At 57.2% G+C, this 16,164-nt stretch carries 19 protein-coding genes; 4 read left to right on the forward strand and 15 right to left on the reverse strand.

What is annotated here, in order from left to right; all coding sequences use genetic code 11:
• Positions 1–57 precede the first annotated feature (57 nt).
• From ABWP81_RS10205 to rpe, 7 genes are all read right to left on the reverse strand, one after another.
• Positions 58–390, reverse strand: a complete 333-nt coding sequence (locus ABWP81_RS10205; protein ID WP_353141538.1) for a chorismate mutase — start codon at positions 388–390, stop codon at positions 58–60.
• The gene (gene trpE / locus ABWP81_RS10210) at positions 387–1,898 is read right to left on the reverse strand and encodes an anthranilate synthase component I (protein WP_353141540.1); all 1,512 of its coding nucleotides are present in this window, start codon (positions 1,896–1,898) and stop codon (positions 387–389) included. The genes ABWP81_RS10205 and trpE overlap by 4 nt, the downstream gene beginning before the upstream one ends.
• Positions 1,899–2,110: 212 nt before the next feature.
• A complete protein-coding gene (locus tag ABWP81_RS10215; protein ID WP_353141542.1) occupies positions 2,111–2,839 on the reverse strand; it encodes a phosphoglycolate phosphatase in 729 nt (242 codons plus the stop codon).
• A 70-nt stretch (positions 2,840–2,909) separates the two neighbouring features.
• On the reverse strand, positions 2,910–4,415 hold the full coding sequence (locus ABWP81_RS10220; RefSeq protein ID WP_353133176.1) for an NAD(P)(+) transhydrogenase (Re/Si-specific) subunit beta: 1,506 nt from the start codon (positions 4,413–4,415) through the stop codon (positions 2,910–2,912).
• Positions 4,412–4,741, reverse strand: coding sequence for an NAD(P) transhydrogenase subunit alpha part 2 (locus ABWP81_RS10225; RefSeq protein ID WP_353133173.1), 330 nt, complete (start codon positions 4,739–4,741; stop codon positions 4,412–4,414). The genes ABWP81_RS10220 and ABWP81_RS10225 overlap by 4 nt, the downstream gene beginning before the upstream one ends.
• Before the next feature lie 17 nt (positions 4,742–4,758).
• Positions 4,759–5,895 (reverse strand): Re/Si-specific NAD(P)(+) transhydrogenase subunit alpha, encoded by a 1,137-nt coding sequence (locus ABWP81_RS10230; RefSeq protein ID WP_353133170.1) that lies wholly within the window; start codon positions 5,893–5,895, stop codon positions 4,759–4,761.
• 140 nt (positions 5,896–6,035) lie between these two features.
• Positions 6,036–6,725: a ribulose-phosphate 3-epimerase gene (gene rpe / locus ABWP81_RS10235; protein ID WP_353141544.1), complete on the reverse strand. Its 690-nt coding sequence runs from the start codon at positions 6,723–6,725 to the stop codon at positions 6,036–6,038.
• Positions 6,726–6,754: 29 nt separating this feature from the next.
• Here rpe and apaG point away from each other — a divergent pair, with 29 nt between their 5' ends.
• From apaG to ABWP81_RS10255, 4 genes are read left to right on the forward strand one after another with little or no spacing between them, the layout of a single operon-like run.
• Positions 6,755–7,147 carry a Co2+/Mg2+ efflux facilitator ApaG/CorD gene (apaG, locus tag ABWP81_RS10240; RefSeq protein WP_353141546.1) on the forward strand — a complete coding sequence of 131 codons (393 nt, stop codon included), beginning with the start codon at positions 6,755–6,757 and terminating at the stop codon, positions 7,145–7,147.
• Between the two features lie 5 nt (positions 7,148–7,152).
• Positions 7,153–8,142 (forward strand): thiamine-phosphate kinase, encoded by a 990-nt coding sequence (gene thiL, locus ABWP81_RS10245; RefSeq protein ID WP_353133161.1) that lies wholly within the window; start codon positions 7,153–7,155, stop codon positions 8,140–8,142.
• A 13-nt stretch (positions 8,143–8,155) separates the two neighbouring features.
• Positions 8,156–8,662: a phosphatidylglycerophosphatase A family protein gene (locus tag ABWP81_RS10250; RefSeq protein ID WP_353133158.1), complete on the forward strand. Its 507-nt coding sequence runs from the start codon at positions 8,156–8,158 to the stop codon at positions 8,660–8,662.
• A complete protein-coding gene (locus tag ABWP81_RS10255; protein WP_353133155.1) occupies positions 8,659–9,174 on the forward strand; it encodes a CinA family protein in 516 nt (171 codons plus the stop codon). The genes ABWP81_RS10250 and ABWP81_RS10255 overlap by 4 nt, the downstream gene beginning before the upstream one ends.
• Before the next feature lie 44 nt (positions 9,175–9,218).
• Here ABWP81_RS10255 and ABWP81_RS10260 read toward each other — a convergent pair whose 3' ends face one another.
• From ABWP81_RS10260 to ABWP81_RS10295, 8 genes are all read right to left on the reverse strand, one after another.
• Positions 9,219–9,716: a putative toxin-antitoxin system toxin component, PIN family gene (locus tag ABWP81_RS10260; RefSeq protein ID WP_353141548.1), complete on the reverse strand. Its 498-nt coding sequence runs from the start codon at positions 9,714–9,716 to the stop codon at positions 9,219–9,221.
• Positions 9,713–11,176, reverse strand: coding sequence for a THUMP domain-containing class I SAM-dependent RNA methyltransferase (locus tag ABWP81_RS10265; RefSeq protein ID WP_353133149.1), 1,464 nt, complete (start codon positions 11,174–11,176; stop codon positions 9,713–9,715). The genes ABWP81_RS10260 and ABWP81_RS10265 overlap by 4 nt, the downstream gene beginning before the upstream one ends.
• A 7-nt stretch (positions 11,177–11,183) precedes the next feature.
• Positions 11,184–12,755: an RNA polymerase factor sigma-54 gene (gene rpoN / locus ABWP81_RS10270; protein ID WP_353141550.1), complete on the reverse strand. Its 1,572-nt coding sequence runs from the start codon at positions 12,753–12,755 to the stop codon at positions 11,184–11,186.
• Between the two features lie 6 nt (positions 12,756–12,761).
• A complete protein-coding gene (gene lptB, locus ABWP81_RS10275; RefSeq protein WP_353141552.1) occupies positions 12,762–13,544 on the reverse strand; it encodes an LPS export ABC transporter ATP-binding protein in 783 nt (260 codons plus the stop codon).
• Positions 13,541–14,095: a lipopolysaccharide transport periplasmic protein LptA gene (gene lptA / locus ABWP81_RS10280; RefSeq protein WP_353133140.1), complete on the reverse strand. Its 555-nt coding sequence runs from the start codon at positions 14,093–14,095 to the stop codon at positions 13,541–13,543. The genes lptB and lptA overlap by 4 nt, the downstream gene beginning before the upstream one ends.
• 77 nt (positions 14,096–14,172) lie before the next feature.
• The gene (locus ABWP81_RS10285) at positions 14,173–14,832 is read right to left on the reverse strand and encodes a thiol:disulfide interchange protein DsbA/DsbL (protein WP_353141554.1); all 660 of its coding nucleotides are present in this window, start codon (positions 14,830–14,832) and stop codon (positions 14,173–14,175) included.
• 17 nt (positions 14,833–14,849) lie between these two features.
• On the reverse strand, positions 14,850–15,464 hold the full coding sequence (locus ABWP81_RS10290) for an SPOR domain-containing protein (RefSeq protein ID WP_502905536.1): 615 nt from the start codon (positions 15,462–15,464) through the stop codon (positions 14,850–14,852).
• Between the two features lie 17 nt (positions 15,465–15,481).
• Positions 15,482–16,164 (reverse strand): DALR anticodon-binding domain-containing protein (locus ABWP81_RS10295; protein WP_353141556.1); only part of this gene is annotated, 683 nt, incomplete at its 5' end.

Below are 16,164 nucleotides of genomic sequence, written 5' to 3' on the forward strand. Positions count from 1 at the left end.
CGAAGTATTGAACGATGTTGAAGGTGAAGCTGTCGTAGTTGTCGACCATGAGGAGCTTCATGACTGACCTCCATTTTGGATAGGGCGCAAGCGCTCAAACTCTCGCGCTTCGAAAGCGATGTAGGCCTCCATCATGTCGCGGTAGATGCGCTCCACCACGTCTGGGTGGCCGCCCTGCTCTAACGCTGCGGCTCTCACACGCTGAACAATGGCTTCGATGCGAGCTTCGTCGCGCACATCACTGACATTGGTTTTGATACGCGCTGCGTGCGTCATATACGCACCACGCTCCACCAGTAAGGGCACGAGGATGTCATCCAAAGCGTCGATGTGTTGACGCACTTCTTGCATAGAAGCGCAGTGCTTGGCCTTGTGTATTGCTTGCGTCATTCCAAGCCCTCCTCTACCAATTCGCTGGCACGCAACAAGGCACGCGCCTTGTGTTCTGTTTCTCTCCACTCCAACTCGGGCACCGAGTCGGCCACCACACCGGCGGCAGCTTGCACATAGAGCGTGTCGTTTTTGATGATGCCCGTACGAATGGCAATCGCCACGTCCATGTCGCCCGCAAAGCTGAGGTAACCACATGCGCCGCCGTACAAGCCACGCTTGATGGGTTCGAGCTGGTCAATCAACTCCATCGCATGCACCTTGGGTGCGCCGGTCAGTGTGCCGGCAGGAAATGTAGCCTTGAGCACATCCATGCTGGTGAGCGGCTGGCCGTCTGCGCCGTCCAACAACAAGCCTTCCACGTTGCTCACGATGTGCATCACATGGCTGTAACGCTCCACCACAAACGCCTCGGTCACTTTGACACTTCCTATTTTGGCGATGCGGCCGATGTCGTTACGAGCGAGGTCAATCAACATGACGTGCTCGGCGCGCTCTTTGGGGTCGTTGATCAGCTCGATCTCTGCCGCCTTATCCGCCTCAGGCGTCGCGCCGCGTGGACGGGTGCCCGCCAGCGGCCGAATGGTGATTTTTTGGCCTTCAGGCGTGGACTCTTGGCGCACCAAAATCTCGGGCGAAGCACCCACCACGTGGGCGTCGCCGAGGTTGTAGTAATACATGTAGGGGCTTGGATTCAAAGAACGCAGCGCACGGTACAGCGACAGCGGGCTGGCGGTGAACTTCTTTTGGATGCGCTGGCCCACTTGCACTTGCATGAAGTCGCCTGCTGCAATCAAGTCTTTGGCGCGAAGCACAGCCGCCAAGTAATCGTCTTTCGCAAAGCTGCGCTCAGCGGGATGGCTGGCACATGGCGCAATCGAGGGTGCTTGTGCTGGTTCTTTTAAACAAAGCTTGAGCTCTGCCAAACGTGCCTGTGCTTTAACGTAGGCATCGGTTTGCGCGGGGTCTGCGTAGACGATGAGCGAAAGCTTGCCTGAGAGGTTGTCGATTACCGCCAACTCTTCGGTTTGCAGCAGCAAGATGTCGGGCATGCCCAAGTCATCAGGCGGGCACGAGTGGATCAATTTCTTTTCGATGTGGCGCACTGTGTCGTAGCCAAAGTAGCCTGCCAAGCCACCGCAGAAACGAGGTAGGCCTTGACGCAACGCCACCTTGAAACGTTTTTGGTAATCGGCCACAAAATCGAGCGGGTTGCCAGCGTGGGTTTCCACCACCATGCCATCGGTCACCACGTCGGTCTTCGCCTCTGAGCCAAAACCACTGGCACGAAGCAATGTACGGGCGGGCAATCCAATAAAGCTATAGCGACCAAAGCGCTCGCCCCCCACCACGGACTCCAACAAAAAGCTGCGCTCGCCCTTGTTTTGCACATGGGCCAGCTTGAGATACAGCGAGAGCGGGGTTTCTAAGTCGGCAAAGGCCTCGGCCACCAACGGGATACGGTTGTAACCCTCTTGGGCCAATTGTTTAAATTCGATTTCGGTCATTGTGAGCCTCCACAGCTCTGCCCCATTCAGTTTGGGGCGTTCATTCGGACAAGTGCTGAGCAGCATGCTTCAGCGCGGGCACACCATCAGTCAGAACTGAGTGTGCTTTTAGACAAGCGCAAAACATGGCGTACGCCAGGGCCAAGCTCCCCGGTCATGACAACCTGTAACAGTGCTGCGGTGAATGAACATGGCTTCAGTTTATCAAAGGCTCAGCCAGCCTTTTTAAGGGCTTGGGCAATGTCGACCAAGCTGTCCACATGGGCATCGGCATCCACCGCATCCACGGGCTCGCCGTGGTTGTAGCCGTAGCGCACCAACACAACGGGGCAGCCCGCCGCACGCGCCGCTTGAGCATCGTTGCTGGAGTCACCCACCATCAAGGCCTGCCATGGTTTGACACCCAAAGCCTCGCAGGTTCTGAGCAACGGCAACGGGTCTGGCTTTTTGCGCTCAAAGCTGTCGCCGCCAAACACATGGGTAAAAAAGTGGTCCAGCCCTTTTGCTTGCAACAAAGGCTTGGCAAACGACAAAGGCTTGTTGGTGAGGCACGCCAGTTGCAAGCCTGCATCGCGCAACAGATGCAAACCCTCCACAACGCCCGGATACACGGCTGCAAATTCGCCGTTGATGGCGAGGTAGTGTTGTTGGTAACGTTGCCAAGCAGCTTCGTACAGGTTTTCCACTGTGCGTGCATCGCACACCTGAGCCAACCCCTTCACCTCGGGCAAAGCCAGTTGATGCGCCAGCACCGAGCGAATCAAATGCTCAGAGCCTTTGCCCACCGTAAGTTCAACCAAAGCCCGCGTGACGGGCGGCAAATCTAGATCGTGAAGTGCGCGATTCAACGCCACCTCAAAGTCGCCCAAGGTGTCAACCATCGTGCCGTCAAGGTCGACGATGGCGGCTTGAATGTGAGTCGATGCAAAAACTATATCCAAATACGAACCTCAAGTTAACGCAGAAACAAGAAGGGGCGTCCGTGACGCCCCTTGGATCAAGTCAGTGGGTTCAAGCTTGGTCCACCGCTTTGACCATGTCTTCCACCACCTTCTTGGCGTCGCCAAACACCATCATGGTTTTGTCCATGTAGAACAACTCGTTGTCTAGACCGGCATAGCCAGAGGCCATCGAACGCTTGTTCACAATGACGGTCTTGGCCTTGTAGGCCTCCAAGATAGGCATGCCGTAAATGGCACTGCCTTTTTCCAACGCAGCTGGGTTCACCACGTCGTTCGCACCCAAGACGATGGCCACATCCACTTGGCCAAATTCGCCGTTGATGTCTTCCATCTCGAACACTTGGTCGTAGGGCACTTCTGCTTCGGCCAACAACACGTTCATGTGACCTGGCATGCGACCCGCCACGGGGTGGATGGCGTACTTCACGCTGATGCCTCTGTGCATCAGCTTCTCGGCCAACTCGTTGACTGCATGCTGCGCACGCGCCACGGCCAAACCGTAGCCAGGGACGATGACCACGGACTCGGCATTGGCCAAAATGTAGGCCGCATCGTCGGCGCTGCCGCTCTTCACAGGGCGTTGCTCTTGTGAACCCGCCACAGCCGTGACGGCCTCTGCCCCAAAGCCACCCAAGATCACGCTGAAGAACGAACGGTTCATCGCCTTGCACATGATGTAACTCAGAATCGCGCCCGAACTACCCACCAACGAACCCGCAATGATGAGCATGCTGTTGTTGAGCGAGAAGCCAATGCCCGCAGCCGCCCAGCCCGAATAGCTGTTAAGCATGGACACCACCACGGGCATGTCCGCGCCGCCAATCGGGATGATGATGAGCACACCCATGACAAACGACAAAGCCAGCATGGCAAAAAAGGCGGTCCAATCCTCGGTCACCACAAACATCAAGCCCAAGCCCACAGTGACCAAGCCCAAGACTAGGTTGAGCATGTGTTGGCCTGCAAAGCTCACAGGCGCGCCTTGGAACAAACGGAATTTGTATTTCCCCGAGAGCTTGCCAAACGCGATGACTGAGCCGCTGAAGGTGATCGCACCGATGGCTGCACCTAGGAACAACTCAAAGCGGTTACCCGCAGGAATCGGGTAGCGCTGCATCATCTCTGTGATGACGATGCCCGAAGCCGTCTGCACTTTGGTAATCACCTCTTGAGGTGCCGCTGTGATGCCAAACGCCCAAGGCTCAGCCACTGCGGCCACGCCAATGAACACCGCAGCCAAACCAATCATGCTGTGCATAAAGGCCACCAGTTCTGGCATCTTGGTCATTTCCACGCGTTGCGCCATGAGAGTGCCAGCACCGCCGCCCACCACCAAGCCCAACAACACCCAGCTCATGCCAGCGCCAGAGCCTGATAGCTTGACGATCAAGGCTGCGGTGGTGATGACCGCGATGGTCATGCCCGTCATACCAAACACGTTGCCGCGAATGGAGGTGGTGGGGTGGCTCAAGCCTTTGAGCGCTTGAATAAAACACACGCTCGCCACCAAGTACATCAAGGTGACGAGGTTCATTGAAACAAAGTCCATGTTCATGCTTTGTCTCCTGAAGCAGCCACTGCTTTAGCGGGCTTGTCTTTTTTGCGGAACATTTCCAACATACGACGGGTGACCATAAAACCACCAAACACGTTGACCGCAGCCAGCGCCACAGCCAGCACACCCATGGTTTTACCCAAGGTGGTTTCGGTCATCGCAGCAGCCAACATAGCACCCACGATGACGATAGCCGAGATGGCATTGGTCACAGCCATCAGGGGCGTGTGCAATGCTGGGGTGACAGTCCACACCACGTGGTAACCCACGTAGATGGCCAGCACAAAAATAATCAAGTTGACGAGGGTGGGGGAAACTGCATCCATTTTTTTATTCCTCGAATTTATTTCTTCACCACCGCACCATCGCGGGTGACTAGGCAAGCGGCCACGATATCGTCTTCAAGGTCGATGTGCAAAGCACCTTCTTTGTTGATGACGAGCTTCAAAAAGTCAAGCACGTTGCGGGCGTAAAGCGCACTGGCATCAGCGGCCACCAAGGCGGGCAAGTTGGTCTCGCCTACCAGGGTAACGCCATGCTTGATGACGGTCTTGCCAGCCTCGGTCAGCGGGCAGTTGCCGCCCACACCATCGGCGCCTTTGCCAGCAGCGATGTCGATGATGACGGCACCAGGCTTCATGGCCTTGACCATGTCTTCTGTCACCAGTACGGGGGCAGCGCGACCTGGGATAAGGGCGGTGGTGATAACGATGTCAGCCAGCGCCACGCGTTTGGCCACTTCCACCTTTTGGCGATCCAGCCAGCTTTGTGGCATGGGTCGGGCGTATCCGCCTACGCCTTCAGCGGCGTCTTTTTCTTCTTGGCTTTCGAACGGCACGTCGATGAATTTGGCGCCGAGAGACTCGACTTGTTCTTTCACACTGGGGCGCACGTCGGTGGCTTCAATCACAGCGCCCAAGCGCTTGGCCGTGGCAATGGCTTGCAAGCCCGCCACGCCCACACCCAGAATGACCACGCGTGCGGCCTTGACCGTACCCGCTGCCGTCATCAGCATGGGGAAGAAACGTTGGTATTTGTCAGCAGCCAGCATGACGGCTTTGTAGCCTGCGATGTTGGCTTGGCTCGAAAGCACGTCCATGCTTTGTGCACGGGTCGTGCGAGGTGCTGCCTCAAGCGCAAAACCCGTCGCACCTGCCGTTGCCAAGCGCTGCAAAGCTTCTGCATTGAAAGGCTCCAACATGCCAACCACCGTGCTGCCCGATTTGATGAACGAGGCTTCGACGGCTTCCGGTGAGCGAACTTTGAGCACCACGTCTGAAGACCAAGCACCCGCCGCGTCCACGATATGAGCGCCAACCGCCTCGAAAGCAGCATCTGGCAGGCTAGCTGCAACACCAGCACCCGTTTGCACGCGAACGGTATGGCCTTGTGAAATTAGTTTTTTGGCCGTTTCAGGCGTCACGGCTACACGAGCCTCGCCTGACGTTGTTTCGGCGGGAATACCCATCGTGAGTGACATTCGACTTCTACCTTTTTGATGAATGCTTCAGCTGTACCAGCTTGAACTATAAACAACTCATCATTAAACCTTATTTCGCCATGCTCGACCAGTTTGGTTAACCCTAGCCATGACCCTCAGGCGCAACGCACGCCCAACATTTAAGCCAAAGCTACCCGCATTTGGTCAACCACCGCCTTGTAGTCGGGCTTGCCAAAAATCGCGCTGCCCGCCACAAAAGTATCTGCCCCCGCATCGGCCACTTGGCGAATGTTGTCTGGCTTGATGCCGCCGTCCACTTCGAGGCGAATGTCTTTGCCGCTGCGCTCAATCCACTTGCGCGCCAGCTCGACCTTGCGCAGCGCCGAGTCGATGAAGCTTTGGCCACCAAAGCCAGGGTTGACGCTCATGATGAGGATGAGGTCAATCTCGTCAATCGTCCACTCCAACACATCCAGTGGCTCGGCGGGGTTGAACACCAAACCGGCTTTCACCCCCTGGCTCTTGATGGCTTGGATGCTGCGGTGAACATGGGCACTGGCATCGGGGTGAAAGCTGATGTAATCCGCGCCTGCCTCGGCAAACGAAGCAGCCAAGGCATCCACCGGCGAAACCATCAAGTGCACATCAATCGGCACGGCCACGCCCGCTGGCGTTTTGGCATGCGGCTTTAAGGCTTGGCAAATCATGGGGCCGAACGTGAGGTTGGGCACATAGTGGTTGTCCATCACGTCGAAGTGAATCCAGTCAGCACCCGCGGCGATGACGTTTTTCACCTCGTCACCCAAACGGGCGAAGTCGGCAGACAAGATGGAGGGGGCGATATTGAATTTTGGGCGTGGGCTGGTCATGGGGTGATTATTTCATCCAAAATCACCCCATGCTGCGTTATAAATTCCAAGTCGAAGTTCTCCCCCAATACCTTCCTGAGCAATCCGACCCAGACGGCAGCTTGTTTATGTTTGCGTACACCATCACCATTACGAACGTGGGCAATGTGGCGGCGCAACTTATTTCACGCACATGGAATGTGAACGATGCCCAAGGCATTCACGAAAAAATCAAAGGCTTGGGCGTCGTGGGCCACCAGCCCTTGCTGCAGCCCGGTGAGCAGTTTGAATACACCAGTGGCACCCGCCTGCGCACGCCCACGGGCACCATGCACGGCAGCTACTTTTGCGTGGCCGAAGATGGCGAAAAGTTTGATGTAGACATCCCCATGTTTGTGTTGGATGCACTGAGCGATGCCCCTGGCAAACGCAATATGCACTGAGCACCATGGGCGAATTTGACTTAATCGAGCGCTACTTTAAGCGCCCCACCCACAAAGCAGCCTTGGGCGTGGGCGACGACTGCGCCTTGCTTAAACCCACCGAAGGCATGCAACTGGCCGTGTCCAGCGACATGCTGGTAGAAGGCCGACACTTCATAAGCACTGTTGACCCCGCCCGCTTGGGCCACAAGGCATTGGCTGTGAACCTAAGCGATTTGGCCGCCGTAGGCGCAGAGCCTTTGGCTTTCACCCTCGCCTTGTCGCTACCGCGCGTGGATGAGGCATGGCTGGCTGGCTTTTCTAGCGGCATATTGCGCTTGGCCGATGAACACGGCTGCGAGTTAGTGGGCGGCGACACCACCCAAGGCCCGCTGAACATTTGCATCACCGTGTTTGGCGAAGTGCCCCCAGGTGATGCGCTGCTGCGCCAAAACGCACAAGTGGGCGACGACATTTACATCAGCGGCACAGTGGGCGATGCACGCTTGGCGCTTGAAGTGTTTCGCGGCACGCACAGCGTTTCGGCTGAAGCGTTCGCGCAAGCCCGCTTACGCATGGAGCAACCCACACCCCGCGTGACACTGGGCACAGCACTGCGCGCCGTGGCCAACGCCGCCATTGACGTCAGCGATGGTTTGCTAGGCGACTTGGGCCACATCCTCAAACGCTCTGGCGTGGGCGCGCAGATTGACACCGGCTGGCTACAAACCGCGGGCAGTTTTGGCGATGCAAGGTTGCCCGCAGGCATCACGTCGACACTTGCTGAAGTGCCTTGGAACAAACGCTTAGAACTCGCCCTGTCTGGCGGTGACGACTACGAGCTGTGCTTCACCGCGCCCGTCAACCAACGCGAGCTGGTGCACGCCGCGGCTTGGGAAACAAATACACCCGTCACACGCATTGGCCGCATCACACAAACGCAAGGCTTGGAAGTGCTCGACCCCCAAGGCCAGCCGATTGCCAAACGCTTTGCGTCGTTTGACCACTTTGCCTGAAAACCCAGCTGACATGACTGACTTCATTCCGCCGATCAACCGCCACTTTTTAATGTCTCACCCTGCGCACTTCATCGCGCTGGGCGCGGGCTCAGGCTTGTCGCGCTTGGCGCCAGGCACCGCGGGCACGCTGTGGGCTTGGGCGGTGTTTTTGCTCTTGCAAATTTGGCTCACGCCGCTACAAATGGGCGTGCTGATTGCGGCGTTCACCTTGATCGGCTGGTGGGCTTGCACAGTCACCGCACAAAACATGGGCGTTGCCGACCCTGGCGCGATTGTGTGGGACGAGGTGATTGCGTTTTGGTTGGTGCTGTGGCTGATCACGCCCGCCACATTTTGGGGCCAGCTGGGCGCGTTTATTTTGTTTCGCTACTTTGACATTGCCAAGCCTGGACCTGTGCGCTGGGCTGACAATGTTTTCAAGGGGTTTGGTTGGCGCGGTGGTTGGGGCATCATCTTTGATGACTTGATGGCTGCGTTTTGCACCTTGCTAGTCATTGCCATTTGGAGGTCGTTATGAGCGCGCATACATTGACAGAACAACTCGCCGACGTGCTGCAACAACACGGCTGGATGCTAGCCACAGCCGAGAGTTGCACTGGCGGCATGATTGCGGCCAGCTGCACAGATTTAGCAGGCTCTAGCCATTGGTTTGAACGCGGTTTTGTGACCTACTCCAACGAAGCCAAGCACGACATGCTGGGTGTCGACTCCGCCTTGATCGCTGAGCACGGCGCGGTGAGCCAAGCAGTGGCGCAAGCCATGACGCTGGGCGCGATGCGCCGATCACATGCGCAAGTGACACTGGCCGTCACTGGCGTTGCAGGCCCCACTGGCGGCTCGGCCGACAAACCCGTGGGCACTGTTTGGTTTGCGTGGGCCACGCCCAGCGATGCAGGCCCCACGCTGGGCGCTGAAACAGCTTGGGTCAAAACAGAGTTGATGCACTTCAGTGGCGACCGTGCAGCGGTGCGTGAAGCCACGGTGCAACATGCGCTGAAAACTTTGCTGGATTTGCTGCAACAGCACTGAGGCGCTCTCGCTCTGACACTCGCCGCAAGCGGGTGACTTACATCTCAACCGGGCAGAGCTGTCGGAAACACCTTCCCCACCGCCACACCCAAACGCGCCATGCGGTTACGCATGGTCAACACGGCTTTGTCTTTGCTAATAAGTTGGGTTTTGTGCTCGGCCGCGAGATCGATGAACTTTTGGTCATCCCCGTCTTTGCATATAAACAAAGCTTTTGCTGCAATGGGCATCAACTGCGCATACGCATCAAACTGCGCCAAGATGACTTGCGCGGTGATCTGGCTAAACGCCAAACGCTTGACAATATGGGTGTAGGCCAACACGCGCTCAAGCTCATCACGCATGACTTGCGTGGCTAGCCATTGCACGGTTTTGGTTTCTAGCGCCTCTTGCAATGCGGCGGTCGCTGGGTCTTTGTAAAGCCACAGATCGAGCACGATGTTGGTGTCGAGCACCACGCGTGTGGATGGAAGCTTGACAGGCGGAAGCTTGACAAGCTCGCCAAGTTCATCTCTCTCAACCCCCATCACTTCACCGCTCACGACGGCGCTGGCCCATGGCCCTCGTCAACCTGCGCATCAGAGGCCTGAGCATCGTTGGGCTTGTTACGCATCGAACCCGCACGCAAGTCAAAGCGGAACATGCGGCACTCAATCGGGCCGTTCCACATGGGGACGCGACGCGATTCTTTGAAGCGCATGCGACTGGGCAGCTTGAGGTCTGGCGTCAGCATCCAAGCGGTCCACCCGGCGTAGTTTTTCTTCCAGTGGCTGGCCAACTGGGCAAAGAAATCGCCGCCATCTTCAGTCTGTGCAATGTCGCGCGCGCCAAAGCGGGGCACGTCGTCGCGCAGCATGCCGTTGTCATTGCCTTCGCTATTTCCGCCACCGCCACCACCAAATGCTTCGTCGTCAAAACCAGCATCACCGTTTTGATTCACGTCTTCGTAGGGCGACACATAGTCGGTGGGGGGTGAATAACGCGCACGGCGCGCCGCACCCGCAATACCGGCAGCTTCGATACGCTCGCCATACGGTGGATTGACCAGCATCACGCCCGGCGCTTCGCTGGGGGGCATACGCTGCAAGGCATCGCCGCCGCGCAGTTGCACGGCGTGGGCCACGCCTGCACGCTCGGCATTGCGTTGCGCAAAGTCGACCATACGGAAGGCCACGTCGCTGCCAAACACTTCGGCACGCGGCTCACACTCTTGGGCGCGAGCGTTATCGAGCAAGCCGTGCCAAACGTGTTCTTGGTAAGGAATGAGTTTTTGGAAACCAAATTTGCGCATGGAACCCGGCGCGATGTTGCAGGCAATTTGCGCCGCTTCAATTGCAATCGTGCCGCTACCGCAACAGGGGTCATACAGCGGCACGCCTTGGGCCATAAGTCCTGCTGGGTTGCCCGGTGTGCCGTCGCCTTGACTCCAGCCGCTCGCGGCCAACATGGCGGCGGCAAGGGTTTCTTTCAAAGGCGCATCGCCTTTGTCGGCACGCCAACCGCGTTTGAACAGGGGCTCGCCCGAGGTGTCGATGTAGAGCGTGCAGTTCTCAGTGGTCAAGTGGGCATAGATGCGGGCATCGGGCCACTGGGTGTTGACGTCGGGGCGCACACCAAATTTGTGGCGAAAGCGGTCGGCCACCGCGTCTTTGATTTTGAGCGCCGCAAAATTCAAGCTTTTGAGCGGGCTGTGCTGGGCGGTGATTTCGATCTTGAAGGTCTCTTTAGGCGAGAACCACAGTTCCCAAGCCACTTCGCCCGCAGCGCGGTAAAGGTCTTCTTCTTGACGGTATTGGGTGTGCGACAACTCGACCAATACGCGTTGCGCCAAGCGGCTGTGCAAGTTGAGCTGCAACACATCGCGCCACGAGGTGCGCACCATCACCCCCGCACGAAAGGCGCGAATGTCGTCGTCGCCCACGCCGGTGATGCGACGCACTTCCTCAGCCAAATAGGATTCAACACCTGCCGCACAGGGCAAGAAAAGATGCAATTGATTCATAGGGTTCTTAAAGCGCTTTGCGCAGAGTCGTGGGCGCAATACGCAGCGCTTCACGGTATTTGGCGACGGTGCGGCGTGCGCACTCGATGCCTTGCTCTTTGAGCATTTCAGAGAGCTGATTATCCGACAGCGGCTTTTTGGGGCTCTCGCTGGCCACAAATTGCTTGATCAGTGCGCGCACTGCCGTGCTAGATGCGTTGTTGCCGCTGTCGGTCTCTAGCCCCGAACCAAAGAAATACTTGAGCTCGAAAGTGCCAAAGGGCGTGTTCATGTATTTGTTGGTGGTCACACGGCTGATGGTGGATTCGTGCAAGCCCAGCTCTTCGGCAATTTCGCGAAGCACCATGGGGCGCATGGCAAGTTCGCCGTGGATAAAGAAGTTTTTCTGGCGCTCAGCAATGGCGTTGCTCACGCGCAAGATGGTGTCAAAGCGCTGCTGAATGTTCTTGATAAACCAACGCGCCTCTTGCAAGCGTTGTTGCAAGCCCGCATGGTTGTCGCCCTTGCCGCCTTTGAGGGCGTTGGCATAAATATCGTGCACGCGCAAACGAGGCATCACATCGGGGTTGAGCGCGACCTTAAATTTAGGCGCATCAGTGGACTTGCCCACGCGTGTGACCAACACATCGGGCACCACCACATGGCGCTCCACATCGGCAAAGCGACGACCGGGCTTGGGCTCTAGGCGACCGATCAGTGCAATGGCAACTTTCACGTTAGCTTCGCTGTCGCCCACGATGACGGCCAAGCGTTTGAAATCGCGCTTGGCCAGCATCTCCATGGGCTGCTTGCACATCAAAACGGCGGTGCCGCGCACTTGCAGCGCCTCTTCGCCCTTAGGTTCCAAGGCCTTGAGTTGCAACGTCAAACACTCGGCCAAATCGCGTGCGCCCACGCCCACGGGCTCTAGGCTTTGCAGCAGCGATAAAGCCACTTGAAAACGGTGTTCAAGCTCTTCGATTTGTTCTTCGTCGTCATTACCCAAACCTTCGGCCAAACTGCGCAGCGTGTCTTCAAGGTAGCCGTCGTCGTTCAGGTTTTCTATCAGGTAGCGCAGGGCGGCAGTGTCGGTGGGGCTGAGGCGCAGCGAAAGTGCTTGGCGGTGCAAAAACGAGGTAAGCGACTCTTGCATGCGCGCCAGCTCGGTGGCGTCTGCGGTGTCGCTGTCGGCGGTGTTGTTGTTATTGCTGGCGGGTGCGTCGCCACCCCACTCGGAGTCGTCGGGAGAGAACTCCACGCTGCCGTCGCCATCCCAGCTTTCGGCAATACCGTCCACGCTGGGCTCGGTGTCGCTGGCAGTGTTGTCCACGCTGATTTCAGACATGCCGCCGTCCATAGACGGCACTTCGCGAATGGGCTCAAGCTCTTCGTCGCGGGCGGGGACATCGGCTTTGTCAAGTCCAAACTCTTCGCGCGGTGCCTCTTCAAAGTCTTTGTCGAGAAACGGGTTCTCATCAAGCATTTGCTCAATCTCTTGGCTCAACTCTAGGGTCGACAGCTGCAACAACCGAATCGACTGCTGCAACTGGGGCGTGAGCGCCAGATGTTGCGAAACGCGGAGTGATAAGCCTTGTTTCATGCCTGATCACATTCGGAAATGTTCGCCGAGGTAGACGCGTCGAACGTCTGCGTTCTCGATGATTTCTCGCGGCGTGCCCTGCGCCAGTACACGGCCATCGGAGATGATGCACGCATGGTCGCAAATACCCAGCGTTTCACGCACGTTATGGTCGGTGATGAGCACACCCATGCCACGCGCTTTCAAGAAACCAATGATGCGTTGAATCTCAATCACCGCAATCGGGTCAATGCCAGCAAACGGCTCATCCAACAAAATGAAGCGCGGATTGGTGGCCAAGGCACGGGCAATTTCCACACGGCGACGCTCGCCCCCCGATAAAGCCAGTGCAGGCGACTCACGCAAATGGTCAACGCGCAGCTCTTGCAAGAGCGCGCTCAAACGTTTTTCAATCTCAGCGGGCTCAAGGGCGTTGCCATCCTCATCGCGCTGCAGTTCCAACACTGCACGCACGTTCTCCTCCACATTGAGCTTGCGAAAGATCGACGCCTCTTGCGGCAAATAGCTCAAGCCCAAACGCGAGCGGCGGTGAATGGGTAAGTGGGCCACGGGCTCACCATCAATCGTGATGCTGCCGCCGTCAGCTCGCACCAAGCCAACGATCATATAAAAAGAGGTGGTTTTTCCTGCGCCATTAGGGCCAAGCAAACCCACCACTTCGCCCTTTTTTACTGAGATCGACACATCGTGCACCACCTTGCGGCTGCCATAGGCTTTTTGCAAGTGGCGGGCTTCCAATCGACTCTCTGTCGCGTCTGACGTTTGTAAAGGTAAAAGGGGTTCGGTCACTGTTTGTCCAATGTCTTCGTGCGGGGTGCGAGCACAGCCTTGACCCGACCACTGCCTGCCTTGCCATCTTCTGCGTTGCGCTGCCCATCGATGCTGAACACATCTGTCAGGTTTTCATAAATGATGAGTTTGCCGGTCATGGTGTCGTTCAACACCGGGCCACGGTAGCGACGCACTTCGGCGTTGTCGATGAGCTTGATGCGATCAGCCTTGCCATCAAACTCGATACGCAAGGCTTCGCCTTCCATGAACTCGTCATTGCCTTCCCGCTTCTGGCGAAAAAAGGCGCGTTTGTTGGGCTCGGGAAGGATGACGCCCGCTTGATAGCCGTCGGCGTCTTGACGCATCTCGATGCGGGCACCGCGCATCACCATCGTGCCTCGGGTCAACACAGCACGGCCCGTGAAAATGCTCACCTGCTTAAGCTCGTCATGCAACAAGCTGTCAGCTTCAATCTGTGTAGGCTTATCGCGATCTGCTTTTTCCGCCGACGCCGCCACCGGCACGATGGCCATCAGTAACGCGAGTAAAAATGAAGCAAGTGAAGTCAAGGCACGAATATTGCTATTTAAAGTTGTTGGCATTCTAACCAGCAAGAGTAGCAATTCGATAGTTGACTTGATGTGGCTTAGCGGCCGCGACGCACTTCACCAATCAGGTATTCGGCCACTTGCAGAGCGCGGCCCATGGTTTGACTGAGTGAGCCATCGGTGTAGAAACGACCCGCAATGCCCAAGGCCGGCACGCCCTGCACCTTGAACGACTCTTGCATCTGGGTGGCACGACGCGCCTTGGTCGAAACACCAAAGCTGTTGTAAGTGTCCAAAAACTTTTGCTCAGGCAAACCATTTTTACCAGCCCATGCGGCCAAGGCTTGCGCGGTGTTGAGCTGCAGACGCTCGTTATGAATGGCGTGGAACAACTTGCCGTGCATGACGTCAAGCATGTTGAGCGACTCAAACACGTAATAAGCGCGTTGCTGCGCTTCAAAGTCGTCACGAAAACGCACGGGCATGCGCTGCACCACCACGTCTTTGGGGGCAGCCTTCACCCAAGCTGCGAACTGCGGCTCGAAAGAGTTGCAATGCGGACAGCTGTACCAAAAGAATTCGATCAACTCAATCTTGCCCGCACCCAAATCGGTGGGCACGCGTTTGTCGAGCGACAAATAATCTTTGCCTTCAACCGGCTTGACAGCAGCCACAGGGCCTTGGGACTGAGCAGCCAAAGGCAAGCCTGCAACAGCGGCGGCGCCAACAGCGGCCAAAGAAAAATCACGACGTTTCATGGGTTACCTCTTGGTATTTAACGTTGCACCCGCACCATGGCGGAATCGATGTGAGCGGCTTCTAGCTTGGCCCTTACGCGCTCGGCTTCTACTTTGTCCATGGGGCCCACGCGCACTCGGTATACCGTGCGCCCGCCTTGATCGCGTTCGCTAATTTTGGCATCCAAACCGAGCATCACGGTTTTGGCACGCTGCGTCTCAGCCTCGTCATTGCTGCGGTAGGCGCCCGCTTGTACAAAGTAGATGAATGGGTCAGTGTAGACAGGCTTGGGTTCAGCCGACTTCACTTTGGCCAAATCGCCCAAAGGGTCTGCACTCGTGGGGTCAACTTTAGCCGCTGCATCTTGTTTGGGTTCAGGCTTGGTGTCGGCCTTGGCGTCGGCCTTGGACTCATCCACTTTGTCGCCAGGCTTGGCGCCCTTCTTGCCATACAGCGGCGCGTTCGGGTCCCAGTCTTTGTTTTTCTCGGCTTCGGCAGCATCTGAATCGGCCGATCGGGTTTGACCTTTGGTCAAGAACGGGATTGGCATCTTGGTGACATAAATGGCCGCCCCTAGCGCCACCGCCAAACCCACGACCAAACCGATGATGAAGCCCACCAAAGTACCGCCGCGCTGCTGATTCATACGCATCAAAATCTCCGTCGTGTTTACATGCTGGCAGGGGCTGAAACGCCCAACACCGCCAAGCCATTGTGCAGCACCTGCGCGGTGGCGGCGACCAAGGCCAAGCGCGCCTGCTTGACTGCCACGTCATCCACCAAGATGCGCTCGGCATCGTAATAGCTGTGGTAGCTGGCCGCAAGATCTCGCAAGTAAAAGGTTACATCGTGTGGCGCAAAGTCGGTCGATGCGGCGGTCAACATGGCCGGGTACTTGGCCAACTGCAGCATGAGGGCTTGGGCTTGTGGGCTCTCCAGCGCTGACAAGTTGACTGTTTGCAACGAGGCCACATCACCACCGTCTTTGTCAGTCCAGGCACGCAGCACCGAGCAAATGCGGGCGTGAGCGTATTGAACGTAGTACACGGGGTTGTCGTTGTTCTTTTGCATGGCCAAGTCCACGTCGAAGGTGTACTCAGTGTCAGGCTTGCGGCTTAACAAGAAGAAGCGCACCGCGTCTTTGCTGGTCCACTCAATCAGGTCGCGCAAGGTCACGTAACTGCCAGCGCGTTTGGAAATTTTCACCTCCATGCCCGCACGCATCACGCGCACCATGGTGTGCAACACGTAATCGGGGTAGCCGGCGGGAATGCCCACATGGGCGGCTTGCAAACCCGCGCGCACGCGGGCAATCGTGCCGTGGTGGTCCGTGCCTTGAATGTTGACCACCT

This window comes from Limnohabitans sp. (assembly GCF_040401135.1).
Classification (GTDB): domain Bacteria; phylum Pseudomonadota; class Gammaproteobacteria; order Burkholderiales; family Burkholderiaceae_C; genus Limnohabitans.

Coding starts and splice junctions, on each gene's coding strand:
- ABWP81_RS10265 (WP_353133149.1), bottom strand. CDS start 11,176: ATGAATCAATTGCATCTTTTCTTGCCCTGTGCGGCAGGTGTTGAATCC.
- rpoN (WP_353141550.1), bottom strand. CDS start 12,755: ATGAAACAAGGCTTATCACTCCGCGTTTCGCAACATCTGGCGCTCACG.
- thiL (WP_353133161.1), top strand. CDS start 7,153: ATGGGCGAATTTGACTTAATCGAGCGCTACTTTAAGCGCCCCACCCAC.
- ABWP81_RS10250 (WP_353133158.1), top strand. CDS start 8,156: ATGACTGACTTCATTCCGCCGATCAACCGCCACTTTTTAATGTCTCAC.
- apaG (WP_353141546.1), top strand. CDS start 6,755: ATGCTGCGTTATAAATTCCAAGTCGAAGTTCTCCCCCAATACCTTCCT.
- ABWP81_RS10205 (WP_353141538.1), bottom strand. CDS start 390: ATGACGCAAGCAATACACAAGGCCAAGCACTGCGCTTCTATGCAAGAA.
- ABWP81_RS10285 (WP_353141554.1), bottom strand. CDS start 14,832: ATGAAACGTCGTGATTTTTCTTTGGCCGCTGTTGGCGCCGCCGCTGTT.
- ABWP81_RS10255 (WP_353133155.1), top strand. CDS start 8,659: ATGAGCGCGCATACATTGACAGAACAACTCGCCGACGTGCTGCAACAA.
- ABWP81_RS10290 (WP_502905536.1), bottom strand. CDS start 15,464: ATGCGTATGAATCAGCAGCGCGGCGGTACTTTGGTGGGCTTCATCATC.
- ABWP81_RS10220 (WP_353133176.1), bottom strand. CDS start 4,415: ATGAACATGGACTTTGTTTCAATGAACCTCGTCACCTTGATGTACTTG.
- rpe (WP_353141544.1), bottom strand. CDS start 6,725: ATGACCAGCCCACGCCCAAAATTCAATATCGCCCCCTCCATCTTGTCT.
- ABWP81_RS10230 (WP_353133170.1), bottom strand. CDS start 5,895: ATGTCACTCACGATGGGTATTCCCGCCGAAACAACGTCAGGCGAGGCT.
- trpE (WP_353141540.1), bottom strand. CDS start 1,898: ATGACCGAAATCGAATTTAAACAATTGGCCCAAGAGGGTTACAACCGT.
- ABWP81_RS10225 (WP_353133173.1), bottom strand. CDS start 4,741: ATGGATGCAGTTTCCCCCACCCTCGTCAACTTGATTATTTTTGTGCTG.